The sequence below is a fragment of the Polaromonas sp. CT11-55 genome, from assembly GCF_047303325.1.
Lineage (GTDB): Bacteria > Pseudomonadota > Gammaproteobacteria > Burkholderiales > Burkholderiaceae_C > Polaromonas.
This window is the reverse complement of record NZ_JBKBEX010000009.1, coordinates 39,381-52,286: the sequence shown is the minus strand read 5'-3', so window position 1 is coordinate 52,286 and position 12,906 is coordinate 39,381. Positions and strand designations below refer to the sequence as shown.

Here is a 12,906-nt window from a genome sequence, read left to right as displayed (position 1 = left end):
GCGGCTTCGCCGCCCTCGATCACTGTCTTTCAGACAGCTGATCGAGGATGGCGGGATTCTCAAGGGTGGAGGTGTCCTGCGTAATAGCCTCGCCCTTGGCGATGCCGCGCAGCAGGCGGCGCATGATCTTGCCGCTGCGCGTCTTCGGCAGGTTGTCGCCGAAGCGGATGTCCTTGGGCTTGGCGATGGGGCCGATTTCCTTGCCGACCCAGTCGCGCAGTTCCTTGGCGATGGCCTTGGCCTCCTCGCCCGTGGGGCGCGCGCGCTTGAGCACCACAAAGGCCACAATGGCTTCGCCGGTCAGGTCGTCGGGCCGCCCCACCACGGCGGCTTCGGCTACCAGCGCGGAATGCGCCACCAGCGCCGATTCGATTTCCATGGTGCCCATGCGGTGGCCCGAGACGTTCAGCACGTCGTCGATGCGGCCGGTGATGCGGAAGTAGCCGTTGTCGGCGTTGCGCACCGCGCCGTCGCCGGCCAGGTAAATCGTGCCGCCCATTTCTTCGGGGAAATAGCTCTTCTTGAAGCGGTCCGGATCGTTCCAAATGGTGCGGATCATGGACGGCCAGGGGCGTTTGACGACCAGCATGCCACCGGAGCCGTTGGGCAGGTCCTTGCCGGTTTCATCGACGATGGCGGTCATGATGCCGGGCAGCGGCAGGGTGCAACTGCCAGGCACCAGCGGCGTGGCGCCGGGCAGCGGCGTGATCATGTGGCCGCCGGTTTCGGTCTGCCAGAAGGTGTCCACGATGGGACAGCGCTCGCCGCCCACGTTTTTGTAGTACCACATCCAGGCCTCGGGATTGATGGGCTCGCCGACCGAGCCCAGGATGCGCAGGCTGCTGAGGTCGGAGCGCGCCGGGTGTACTTTCTCATCGCCCTCGGCGGCCTTGATCAGCGAACGGATCGCCGTGGGCGCGGTGTAGAAAATCGTGACCTTGTGCTTTTCGATCATCTGCCAGAAGCGCCCGGCATTCGGGAAGGTCGGAATGCCCTCGAAGATGATCTGCGTCGCACCGGCCGCCAGCGGGCCGTAAGCCACATAGGTGTGGCCGGTGATCCAACCAATGTCGGCCGTGCACCAGAACACGTCGGCGGGCTGGATGTCAAAGGTCCAGTCCATCGTGAGCTTGGCCCACAGCAGGTAGCCGCCCGTGCTGTGCTGCACGCCCTTGGGCTTGCCGGTCGAGCCCGAGGTGTAAAGAATGAACAGCGGGTGTTCGGCGCCGACAAACTCGGGCTCGCACACCGGCACCGCCTTGGCCGTAATTTCGTGCATCAGGCTGTCGCGCCCGGCCACCATATTGCAGGCCGTGGCGGTGCGCTGGTAGACGATCACGTTCTTGATCGACTCGCAGCCGCCCATGGCGATGCCTTCATCGACGATGGCCTTGAGCGGCAACTCCTTGCCGCCGCGCAGCTGGTAGTTGGCGGTGATGACGGCCACGGCGCCGGCGTCCTGGATGCGCTCCTGCAGGCTCTTGGCCGAGAAGCCGCCGAACACGACGGAATGCGTGGCGCCTATGCGCGCGCAGGCCTGCATGGCCACCACGCCCTCAACCGTCATCGGCATGTAGATGATGACGCGGTCGCCCTTCTTGATGCCCGCGCCCTTGAGCGCACTGGCAAACTGGCTGACCTTGGCGTGCAGTTCCTTGTAGGTGACGTTGGTGACCTTGCCGTCGTCACTTTCGAAAATGATGGCCTTCTTGTTCTCGGTCGGCGTGCCCAGGTGGCGGTCCAGGCAGTTGTAGGAGGCGTTGAGCTCGCCATCCGCAAACCATTTGTAGAAGGGCGCGTTGGATTCGTCCAGCGTCTTGGTGAAAGGTTTTTTCCAGCTGAGGTTGTCACGCGCCAGGCGCGCCCAGAAGCCCTCAAAATCCTTTTCAGCTTCGGCGCACAGCGCCTGGTAGGCCGGCATGCCCGAAATGCGCGCGGCCTTCACGGTGGCGGCGGCGGGCGGAAAAATGCGGTTCTCAACCAGGGTCGATTCAATCGCGGAATTGGGGGCGCTCATTTGGCTTTGTCTCCTGTTTGTCACTGAATGCGTGGTACTGTCTTCTGCCGCACTTACAAGCCACTGACTGGCTTGAACCTTACAAATCCCAAAGTTCCGGGGACGCATGGCCTCCCCTCTACAATGCCGCAAACCCTCAGCTTACGCCATCATGACTGAACCTACACAAGCCCAACCCCCCGGAGAAATCTCCCCGCTGCGTCCGCTACCCAACCTGATTTTCGCCAGCCGCTGGCTGCAACTGCCGCTCTACCTGGGCCTGATCGCCGCGCAGGCGGTGTATGTGATGCACTTCCTGGTCGAATTGTGGCACCTGATAGAAGCCGCCTTCGGCAGCCAGACCGCCCTGCAGTCGCTGATCAACAGCATAGGCTACAAGACCGCCACGCCCATCGTGTCGCTGAACGAGACGGTCATCATGCTGGTGGTGCTGGCCCTGATCGACGTGGTCATGATCTCCAACCTGCTGATCATGGTCATCGTCGGCGGCTATGAAACCTTTGTGAGCCGCATGAACCTCGAAGGCCACCGCGACCAGCCGGAATGGCTGAGCCATGTGAACGCCTCGGTGCTCAAGGTCAAGCTGGCCACGGCCATCATCGGCATCAGTTCCATCCACCTGCTCAAGACCTTTATCAACGCCGACAACTACACCGACAAGGTCCTGATCGCGCAGACCGTGATCCACATCACCTTCCTGCTGTCAGCCATTGCGATCGCCTACACCGACAAGATCATGTCGGGCATCGCCGCGCAAAAGCACTGAGCCTCAGGCGGGCGTTTTCGCCGCCTCCACGGCGCTGCTGCTGCGCAACAGCATCAGCGCACCCAGCGCACCGGACAGCAATGAGCCGCAAAGCACCCCCAGCTTGAGCTGCGTTTCATAGGCGGCATCCTGGCCGGCGAAGGCCAGCGCGCCTATGAACAGGCTCATAGTGAACCCCACACCGCACAGCAGGCAGACACCGAAAAACTGCCACCAGCCGGCCCCGGCCGGCAGGCGCGCGCCGGCAAAGCGGATCAACAGCCAGGACGCACCGAACACACCCATCGCCTTGCCCAGCAACAGGCCCAGCGTGATGCCCATGGGCACGCTTTGCAGCAAGGTCGCCGGCGTCACGCCCTGCAATGACACGCCGGCGTTGACAAAGGCGAACATGGGCAGCACCGCAAACGCCACCCAGGGATGCAGCGCGTGCTCGGCCGCCTTGAGCGGCGAGCCGCCTTTGCCGTCGGACAGCGGAATCGCCAGCGCGGTGACCACCCCGGCCAGGGTGGCGTGTATGCCCGATTTGTAGACAAACAGCCAGATCACCAGCCCCACCGCGACATAAGGACTTATCGCCATGACCTTCGCGCGGTTCAGGGCCAGCAGCACCAGCACGCCCGCGCCCGCGGCGGCCAGCGCCGACAAGGAAAGCTTGTCGGTATAAAAGAAGGCAATGATCAGGATGGCCCCCAGGTCGTCAATGATGGCGACGGCCGTCAAAAACACCTTGAGCGAAGCCGGCACCCGGCTGCCCAGCAACACCAGGATGCCTAGCGCAAACGCAATGTCAGTGGCGGCTGGAATGGCCCAGCCGCGCAGTGCGACGGAATTGCCGGCATTGATCGCCACATAGATGAGCGCCGGCGCCACCATGCCGCCCAGCGCCGCGCCCACCGGCAACAGAGCCTGACTGCGCGAAGCCAGTTCGCCGTCCAACAGCTCGCGCTTGATCTCCAGCCCCACCAGGAAAAAGAACACCGCCATCCACAGGTCGTTAACCCAGTGCAGCAGCGACTTGGACAGCAGCAACGCGTCGGAGCCCAGGCGCAGCTCGCCAGGCAGCTCCACAAAACGCACATAAGCCTCACTCCACGGCGAATTGCTCACGATCAGTGCCAGCAAGGCGGCCAGAGCCAGCACCACGCCCGACAGCGACTGCGAGTTGATGAACTGGTTCAGCGTGCGGTGGACAAATTTGAGCATCGCCTATTGTCCCAGACACACAGACTCACGACCGGGTACTCCCCCACCAACAGGGGCCGCGGAACTGGCTTCGCCAGGCCGCAGGCGCCGCCCCCTGAAAGGGGGAAGGCGCTACACGAAGTGAGCGTCCGACGGGGGTTAAACCATATTCCCGGGGATCACCCACTGGTCAAACTGCTCACCCGTGACGTAGCCCGAGGCCAGCGCCGCGTCGCGCAGGCTGCTGCCTTCCTTGTGCGCTTTTTTGGCGATGAAGGCGGCCTTGTCATAGCCGATGTGGGTATTCAGCGCCGTCACCAGCATCAGCGATCGGTCCACAAGTTCGGTGATGCGTTCGCGGTTCGGCTCTATGCCCACGGCGCAGTGGTCGTTGAAGCTCACCATGCCGTCGGCCAGCAGGCGCACGCTCTGAAGGAAGTTGTGCGCCACCATGGGCCTGAACACATTGAGCTCGAAGTTGCCCGAGGCACCGCCGAAGTTGATGGCCACGTCGTTGCCGAACACCTGGGCCGCCAGCATGGTGACGGCCTCGCTTTGCGTCGGGTTGACCTTGCCCGGCATGATGGACGAGCCGGGTTCGTTCTCGGGAATGCTGAGCTCGCCGATGCCGCTGCGCGGGCCGCTGGCCAGCCAGCGCACGTCATTGGCGATTTTCATCATGCTGGCGGCCAGCGTCTTAAGCGCGCCGTGCGCATGCACCAGGCCGTCGACCGAGGCCAGCGCCTCGAACTTGTTGGGCGCCGTGACAAAAGGCAGGCCCGTGAGGCTGGCCAGCTCGGCCGCCACCTGCACGGCATAGCCCTTGGGCGCGTTCAGGCCGGTACCGACAGCGGTGCCGCCCAGCGCCAGCTCGCACAGGTGCGGCAAGGCGGCGCGCACATGTTTTTCGCCATGGTCCAGCTGCGCTACATAGCCCGAAAACTCCTGGCCCAGCGTGAGCGGCGTGGCGTCCTGCAAATGGGTGCGGCCAATCTTGACGATGCCATCGAAATCCTGGGCTTTTTTCGCCAGCGTGGCACGCAGCTTCGCAATGGCCGGCAGCAGCTTGTGGGTCAGCGCCTCCACCGCGGCCACATGCATGGCGGTCGGGAACACGTCATTGGAGGACTGGCTGCGGTTAACGTCGTCATTGGGGTGCACCAGGCGGCCTTCGCCGCGCTCGCCGCCCAGGATTTCGCTCGCGCGGTTCGCCAGCACCTCATTGACGTTCATATTGGTCTGCGTGCCGGATCCGGTCTGCCAGACCACCAGCGGGAACTCATCCGCATGCTTGCCGGCGATCACCTCGTCGGCCGCGGCCACGATGGCCTGGGTTTTTTTCTCGTCCTGCAGGCCCAACGCGTGGTTGACCCTGGCTGAGGAGCGCTTGACCTGGGCCAGCGCCTTGATGATCTCGCGCGGCTGCTGCTCGCCCGAGATGTCGAAGTTCTGCAGGGAACGCTGTGTCTGCGCGCCCCAGAGTCTGTCGGATGGCACCGCGATGGGGCCGAAGGTGTCGCGCTCGGTGCGCGTGCTGGTGCTTGTCGTCATGGAATGTCCTGCGCTGTCAAAAAAGGGGTAAGAACCTGTTCACGGTCTAAATGAGGCCGCGTTGGGATGCAATCGGGATGAGTGGGCCGACCGGGCGCGCCGCATGGGCTAATGCCCATGCAAGGGCCTGGGTGGCTCAATCGCCCGATTTCATCCCAACCCGGAGGGCAAGCGCCTTCTCGGGCGGTCTGCGGCGTTGCGGCGCTAGCCCATAGGTGAACTATGGGCGTCGCACCGCGCCTTGCATCCCATCCCGAGAAGATGCTTGCGCGGCCCCATTTAGACCGTGAACAGGTTCTAAGTATGACCGCAGACGAGAAGAATTCTCATCTGAGGGGTTTTGCGAAGACGGATAATTGCAAGGTTTGCCCGAATTCCCCAAAACGACGACCCCACCCCATCATGACCACGATCAAGCAAGCCGACCTCATCGAATCCGTAGCCGCCGCGCTGCAGTACATCAGCTACTACCACCCCACGGACTACATCGCCCACCTGGCGCGCGCCTACGAGCGCGAGCAAAGCCCGGCGGCCAAGGACGCGATCGCGCAGATCCTGACCAACAGCAAGATGAGCGCCACCGGCCAGCGCCCCATCTGCCAGGACACCGGCATCGTCAACGTGTTCCTCAAGATCGGCATGGACGTGCGCTGGGAAGGTTTCACCGGAAGCATTGACGACGCCGTCAACGAAGGCGTGCGCCGCGGCTACAACCATCCCGACAACACCCTTCGCGCCTCGGTCGTCGCCGATCCGCAGTTCGAGCGCAAGAACACCAAGGACAACACGCCGGCGGTAATCTTCACCGAACTGGTCCCCGGCGACAAGGTCGACGTCACCGTGGCCGCCAAGGGCGGCGGCAGCGAAAACAAAAGCAAGCTGGTGATGCTCAACCCCGGCGACTCGGTGGTCGACTGGGTGCTCAAGACTGTACCCACCATGGGCGCCGGCTGGTGCCCGCCCGGCATGCTGGGCATAGGCATAGGCGGCACCGCCGAAAAAGCCGTTCTGATGGCCAAGGAAAGCCTGATGGACGACCTGGACATGTACGAACTGCAGGCCAAGTCGTCCTCGGGCGCCCAGCTGAGCAAAACCGAAGAGCTGCGCCTGGAGTTGTTCGAGAAAGTCAACGCGCTGGGCATAGGCGCGCAAGGCCTGGGGGGCCTGACCACCGTGCTCGACATCAAGATCAAGATGTACCCCACGCACGCGGCCAGCAAGCCCGTGGCCATGATCCCCAACTGCGCCGCCACGCGCCACGCCCATTTCGTGATGGACGGCAGCGGCCCGGTCTACCTGGACCCGCCTTCGCTGGACCTGTGGCCCAACGTGAACTGGGCACCCGACTACAACAAGAGCAAAAAAGTCAACCTGAACACGCTCACCAGGGAAGAAGTCGCCAGCTGGAAACCCGGCCAGACCCTGCTGCTCAACGGCAAGATGCTGACCGGCCGCGACGCCGCGCACAAGCGCATCCAGGGCATGCTGGCCAAGGGCGAAAAACTGCCGGTCGACTTCACCAACCGCGTCATCTACTACGTCGGCCCGGTCGACCCGGTGCGCGACGAAGCCGTGGGCCCAGCCGGCCCCACCACCGCCACGCGCATGGACGGCTTCACGGAAATGATGCTGGCTGAAACCGGCCTGATCTCCATGATCGGCAAGTCCGAGCGCGGCCCGGTCGCCATCGAGGCCATCAAGAAACACAAGAGCGCCTACCTGATGGCCGTGGGCGGCGCCGCCTACCTGGTCAGCAAGGCCATCAAGACCGCCAAGGTGATCGGTTTCGCCGACCTGGGCATGGAAGCGATTTACGAATTCGACGTGGTCGACATGCCCGTGACCGTGGCGGTGGACTCGGGCGGCACCAGCGCCCACATCACCGGCCCGGCTGAGTGGCAGAAAAAAATCGCTACCGGCGAATTCAAGAACATTCCCGTCGCGGCGGCGTGAGCGAAAGCCAGGCCGGCGCCGCCCGGCCGGTCGGTGTGTTCGACAGCGGCGTGGGCGGCCTCAGCATCCTCAAAGCGCTGCGGGCGCAACTGCCCGCCGAGTCTTTCGTTTACCTGGCCGACGCCGGCTTCGCGCCCTATGGCGAGCGCGGCGACGCCTTTGTCATAGAGCGCACACGCGCCGTCGTGCGCAAATTGCGCGACGAGCATGCGATCAAGGCGCTGGTGATCGCCTGCAATACCGCGACAGCCGCCGCCGTGCACCTCGTGCGGACAGAACACCCGGACTTGCCGCTGGTCGGCGTGGAGCCGGCGCTCAAGCCGGCCGTCGCCCTGAGCAGGACAGGCCGCATAGGCGTGATGGCGACGCGCGGCACGGTGGAAAGCACCAAGCTGCGCGCCTTGCATGACTCATTGAAAGACCAGGCCGAGTTCGTCCTGCAGCCCTGCGACGGGCTGGCCGATGCGATACAGAACCATGACCTTGCCCGCGTCCGCGCGCTGTGCGAGCAATACACTCGGGCGATGGGGGCCTTTGGTAATGAGGCTGGAAAAATCGACACCCTGGTGCTGGGCTGCACGCACTACGCTTTTGCGTGGGACACATTGCAGGCGCTGGTGGGTGCCGACATCGGCTTGATAGAAACCGGCGAGCCGGTGGGACGGCAGACGCGCCGCCTGCTTGGGGCAGCCGGGCAGTTGCGGCCCGGCGACATGCCTGGCCACACCACCCTGCTAACAACAGGCTCGCAGGAGGCGCTGGAAGCGGCGGCCCAGCGCTGGCTGGGCCTGTAGCGTCGGCGCAGTTGCCGACGCCCACCGCCTTTTTTAAGGCACCGCTTATTGCGGCTTCAGACCCACATTGCGCGCCAGGGTGCGCCAGCGCTCGGACTCCGAGCGCAGGAAGCCACGCAGCTGGTCGCGCGAGGTACCCTTCATTTCAACACCCAAGGCGGACATCTTCTCCACCACCTTCAAGTCCGACATCGCGGACAGGAGTTCCAGGCGAAGGCGCTCGGTGACTTCGAGCGGCGTGGTCGCCGGGGCCACCAGCGCCCACCACTGGGCGACGTCCATGTTTTTCAGGCCGAGTTCCGTCATCGTCGGCAGCGAGCGCAGGATGGGGACGTCGGAGCGTTTGCGGCCCGTCACGGCCAGCGCCTTGACCTTGCCTGCAGCCATCAGGCTGGAGCCGGTCGCCAGCGTGGCGAAGTAAGAGGACACCTGGCCGGCAGCCAGGTCCACCATGGCCGGCGCACCGCCGCGGTAAGGCACCATGTTGAACTTGATTTTGGTTTCCTGGGAAAACAGCTCACCCACCAGGTGGCTGATGGAGCCCGTGCCGCTGTTCGCCATGGCGGAGGGCCCGCCCTTGGGATTGGAAACGGATTTCAGGAAGCCCTTGAAGTCGGTGACTTCAGGGCCGGTGAACAGCACCATGGGCGAGGTGCCCACCAGCGTGATCGGCGTGAAGTCGCGCAGCATGTCGTAAGGCAGGTTGGCGACAACCGCGGGTGCGTACACATGGGACAGCTCGACGATCGCCAGCGTATAGCCGTCGGGCGCCGATTTGGCGGCCTGGTCAATGCCGACGTGGCCCGCGCCTCCCGGCTTGTTGTCGACAATCACTGGCTGCTTCAAGCCATCGCTCAGGCGCTGCGCAAGCACACGGGTGATGGCGTCAGTGCTGCCGCCGGCAGCCCAGGGAACGATGATCTTGATGGGTTTGTCGGGATAGGCAGCCCACGCGGGTGCGGCGCCGAGCGCCAGGGTGGCTGCAGAACCAGCAAGCAGCGTGCGCCGCTTGATGGGGAATTTTGAAACAGACATTAACTCTCACTCCTTGCATGTGTTCTCATATACGTCCAATGACCTCGACCCTTGTCGGGCATCACCAGCGTCCGGCAAGCGTACACCGTGGCGATGCAAGTGCTGCATCTGTTCGCGCGATTGGTCTCTTCATGTGGCTTGCGTCCAACAATTTGTTACGGCCTCACGGTTACAAGAGCCACGATCACCATTGATAGGCACAGGCGTTTTTGCGCAAGTAAGTAGAAAGTAGAACGTCGGCAATTCGTCGACGATTCGCCGGCGATGCACTAGTCGCCCGGCGTCAACCCGGCCCTGCCCGCAGGCGAGGCCGGGTCCGCCGCGCTGCGGATCAAACCGAGGTTGGCCTTGAGCATGTCGAATACCTTGCGCGTGACCGGGTTGATGACGTTTCTGCGGATGAAAAGGTAATAGTCAAGGTCGGGCAACCGCGGCAAGCCGTCGTTTTCACCGAGCACGCGCAGCTCGGGGCCGGCTGTTTCAATGCCGCGCGCCGTCACGCCCAGGCCGGCGCGCAACGCGGCCTTGATGCCGATCAGGCTGGAAGCCGTGTAGTTGGGCGACCATGCAATGCCGGCCGCATCGAGCGCCTCGCGCGCCAGCCGGTGATACACGCTGGGCCCTTCCACGAGGATCAAGGGCACCGGCTTGGAGCGGTCATGCACATAGTTGGCCGAACACAGCCACACGGTGGGCGAGGTGCGCAGCACCACGCCGTCCAACCCCGGATCGTTGCGGTTGGAAATACTCATGTCGATCTCGCCGCGCTTGAGCGACTCCATCAGGAAGGGGCTGCGCCCCACATGGATGTCCAGTTGCAGCAGCGGCGAGACGCGCGCCACCTGCGCCAGCAGCGTCGGCAGCAAGTTGTCGGCTACATCGTGCGGCGCGCCTATGCGCAGCACGCCTTCCAGGCTGCCCTGCTGCAGGCTGCGCAGCGCATCGTCGTTGATGGCCAGCAGGTGGCGGGCGTATTCGAGCAGCTTGTGCCCGTGCGGCGTCAGCCGTTTGCTGCGGCCCTGTTTTTCAAACAGCGGGTGGCCGATCTGGTCCTCCAAACGCTGCATCTGCTGCGTCACCGCCGACTGCGTCTTTCCCAGCTGCACGGCGGCGCCGGCAAAGCTGTCCTGCTCGTCGATGGCGACCAGGGACCTCAGCAATTCCAGGTCAAGGGTTTTCATGCGAGGACCTCTTCGGGGCTATCTTCATATTACGAATGCTAATGCGTTTATCTCTATTTCTGAGTTGTTTGAAAAATATGACTTGACTATATTAGGCCCTTCAAACCGGAATTTCACCCAGGAAACGCCTATGAACACCGCAACAGCAGAACGCAGCCAGGCCGTTGGTGCCGCCATTCAAAACATTAAACTTATTGTTGGAAGCGGCGAAGCCAATCGCCAGTCCCTGGCCAAGGTGCTGGCGGTGCTGAACCAGCTGGCCGACCGCAAGGAACTGTGGAGCGAGGCCGAGTTCAACGCCCCCGTCAGCCCCGAACTGCAGGCGCGCTACCTGATCGCCGAAGACGCCGACCAGAGCTTTGCGCTCTACCTCAACGTGATGCGTCCCGGCAAGCGCATCGTGCCGCACAACCACACCACCTGGGCCTGCATCAGCGCCGTGGAAGGCACGGAACTCAACCGTGTGTACGAACGCCAGGACGACGGCTCGGTGCCGGGCAAGGCGCAGCTCAAGGAAGTCAGCTCCGTCGTGGTCGAGCCCGGCACGGGCATCGCGCTGCTGCCGGAAGACATCCACTCGGTGGAGATTCCCGCGGGCCAGGTGATACGCCACCTGCACATGTACGGCCGCGCGCTGGAGACCCTGACCTCGCGCACCAGCTACGACATGGAAAAAGGCACCTACGAAACCATGGGCATAGGCGTGCAGACCCGCCGCTGAGCACCCCGTACTTCAGGCCCTTCCCCTGAATTTCCCGAATCTCCCGAATCTCCCGAACCCACACGCATTTATTCCATGACACGTTTTGTAGACGCGGCCACGCTCAAAGCCTGGCTGCACGACGGCGAAGAAATCGCCCTGTTCGATGTGCGCGAGCACGGCCAGTACGGCCAGTCGCATTTGTTTTACGGCATCACCCTGCCCTACAGCCGGCTCGAGCTGGACGCGCCGCGCCTGGCGCCGCGCAAAGCTGTGCGGCTGGTGGTCTATGACGACGACGGCAACAGCGCCGCACCCCTGGCCGCGCGCCGCCTGGCCGCGATCGGCTACAGCGATGTGCAGGTGTTGCAAGGCGGCACCGCCGGCTGGCAGGCGGCCGGCTTTGCGCTGTTCGCGGGCGTCAACGTGCCGTCCAAGACTTTCGGCGAACTGGCCGAGCAGGTCTACCACACGCCCCGGGTCAGCGCGACCGAACTGGCGGCCATGATAGAGCGCAAGGATGACGTCGTGGTGCTGGACGGGCGGCCGTTCTCGGAGTTCCGCAAGATGAACATCCCGACGGCGATCAGCTGCCCCAACGGCGAGCTGGCCCTGCGCATACGCGACCTGGTGCCCAGCGAGAGCACCCACATCGTGATCAACTGCGCGGGCCGCACGCGCAGCATCATAGGCGCGCAGACGCTGATCAACCTGGGGGTGCGCAACCCCGTGTCGGCACTCGAAAACGGCACCCAGGGCTGGTACCTGGCCGATCTCAAGCTCGAGCACGGCGGCACGCGCCGCTACCCCGAATCGGCGCAACCCCAGGGGACCGCCGACATGCGCGCGGCAGCCCAGGCGCTGGCGCAGCGCTTCAACGTCCCTGTCGTCGACGCGCAGACGGTTCGTGGCTGGGCCGGCGATACGCAGCGCACGCTGTTTTTGTGCGACGTCCGCAGCCCCGAGGAATTCGCGCAGGGCAGCCTGCCCGGCGCGCAGCACACGCCGGGCGGCCAGCTGATCCAGGCCACCGACCAGTATGTGGGCGTGCGCAAGGCGCGCCTGGTGCTGTTCGACACCGACGGCATGCGCGCGCTCACGGTGGCAAGCTGGCTGCGCCAGCTGGGCCACGATGCCAGCGTGCTGGGCCAGGGCCTGGCCAGCGGACTGGCCTTGCCCGCCGCGGCGCCCGTGGGCCTGCCCGCGCTGCCCGCCACCAGCGCGCAGGCGCTGAAGGACGGACTGGCCGACGGCAGCGTCTGCGCCATCGACTTGCGCCCCAGCATGCAGTTCCGCCAGAAACACATCGCGGGCACGCGCTGGTCGATACGGCCGCGCCTGGCAAAGGCCCTGGCCGGTGAGCACCGCCCTGTGGTGCTGATTGCCGACGAGCCCGCCGTGGCGGCCTGCGCGGCCGTGGACCTGCAGGCACTGGGCCTGAAACCCAGCCTGCTCGAAGGCGGCCTGGACGGCTGGCGCGCAGCCGACCTGCCGCTGCAGGCCTCTGAAAACATTCCGGCCGACAGCGACTGCATTGACTACCTGTTCTTCGTGCACGACCGGCACGACGGCAACAAGGAAGCGGCTCGCCAGTACCTGGCCTGGGAGGTCAACCTGATCGGGCAGCTCGACGCGCAGGAACTCAAGGCCTTTCACCTGCCCGATGTCGCGGCCACGCACGCGCACGCTTGAACCCCGAGGGCCGGCCGCCCTCGTTCTCCTTC

At 64.4% G+C, this 12,906-nt stretch carries 10 protein-coding genes; 5 read left to right on the top strand and 5 right to left on the bottom strand.

Going from position 1 to position 12,906, the window contains the following annotated elements; translation table 11 throughout:
• Positions 1 to 19: 19 nt before the first annotated feature.
• The gene (acs, locus tag ACEN8I_RS10775) at positions 20 to 2,017 is read right to left on the bottom strand and encodes an acetate--CoA ligase (RefSeq protein WP_413328416.1); all 1,998 of its coding nucleotides are present in this window, start codon (positions 2,015 to 2,017) and stop codon (positions 20 to 22) included.
• A gap of 151 nt (positions 2,018 to 2,168) precedes the next feature.
• Here acs and ACEN8I_RS10770 point away from each other — a divergent pair, with 151 nt between their 5' ends.
• Entirely contained in the window at positions 2,169 to 2,783 is a 615-nt protein-coding gene (locus ACEN8I_RS10770; protein ID WP_413328415.1) for a YqhA family protein, read from the top strand.
• A gap of 3 nt (positions 2,784 to 2,786) precedes the next feature.
• Here ACEN8I_RS10770 and nhaA read toward each other — a convergent pair whose 3' ends face one another.
• On the bottom strand, positions 2,787 to 3,989 hold the full coding sequence (gene nhaA / locus ACEN8I_RS10765; RefSeq protein ID WP_413328413.1) for a Na+/H+ antiporter NhaA: 1,203 nt from the start codon (positions 3,987 to 3,989) through the stop codon (positions 2,787 to 2,789).
• A 138-nt stretch (positions 3,990 to 4,127) separates the two neighbouring features.
• A complete protein-coding gene (gene fumC, locus ACEN8I_RS10760; protein WP_413328411.1) occupies positions 4,128 to 5,519 on the bottom strand; it encodes a class II fumarate hydratase in 1,392 nt (463 codons plus the stop codon).
• Between the two features lie 402 nt (positions 5,520 to 5,921).
• On the opposite strand from fumC, the gene ACEN8I_RS10755 reads away from it, so the two are divergent.
• A complete protein-coding gene (locus tag ACEN8I_RS10755) occupies positions 5,922 to 7,472 on the top strand; it encodes a fumarate hydratase (RefSeq protein ID WP_413328409.1) in 1,551 nt (516 codons plus the stop codon).
• Positions 7,469 to 8,266, top strand: coding sequence for a glutamate racemase (gene murI / locus ACEN8I_RS10750; RefSeq protein ID WP_413328408.1), 798 nt, complete (start codon positions 7,469 to 7,471; stop codon positions 8,264 to 8,266). The genes ACEN8I_RS10755 and murI overlap by 4 nt, the downstream gene beginning before the upstream one ends.
• 45 nt (positions 8,267 to 8,311) lie before the next feature.
• Here murI and ACEN8I_RS10745 read toward each other — a convergent pair whose 3' ends face one another.
• Both ACEN8I_RS10745 and ACEN8I_RS10740 read right to left on the bottom strand, forming a co-directional pair.
• The gene (locus tag ACEN8I_RS10745) at positions 8,312 to 9,301 is read right to left on the bottom strand and encodes a Bug family tripartite tricarboxylate transporter substrate binding protein (protein WP_413328407.1); all 990 of its coding nucleotides are present in this window, start codon (positions 9,299 to 9,301) and stop codon (positions 8,312 to 8,314) included.
• A gap of 269 nt (positions 9,302 to 9,570) precedes the next feature.
• Positions 9,571 to 10,482 carry a LysR substrate-binding domain-containing protein gene (locus ACEN8I_RS10740; RefSeq protein WP_413328406.1) on the bottom strand — a complete coding sequence of 304 codons (912 nt, stop codon included), beginning with the start codon at positions 10,480 to 10,482 and terminating at the stop codon, positions 9,571 to 9,573.
• A gap of 130 nt (positions 10,483 to 10,612) precedes the next feature.
• On the opposite strand from ACEN8I_RS10740, the gene ACEN8I_RS10735 reads away from it, so the two are divergent.
• Positions 10,613 to 11,203, top strand: a complete 591-nt coding sequence (locus tag ACEN8I_RS10735; protein WP_413328405.1) for a hypothetical protein — start codon at positions 10,613 to 10,615, stop codon at positions 11,201 to 11,203.
• A gap of 75 nt (positions 11,204 to 11,278) precedes the next feature.
• On the top strand, positions 11,279 to 12,874 hold the full coding sequence (locus tag ACEN8I_RS10730) for a rhodanese-like domain-containing protein (RefSeq protein ID WP_413328404.1): 1,596 nt from the start codon (positions 11,279 to 11,281) through the stop codon (positions 12,872 to 12,874).
• Positions 12,875 to 12,906 lie beyond the last annotated feature (32 nt).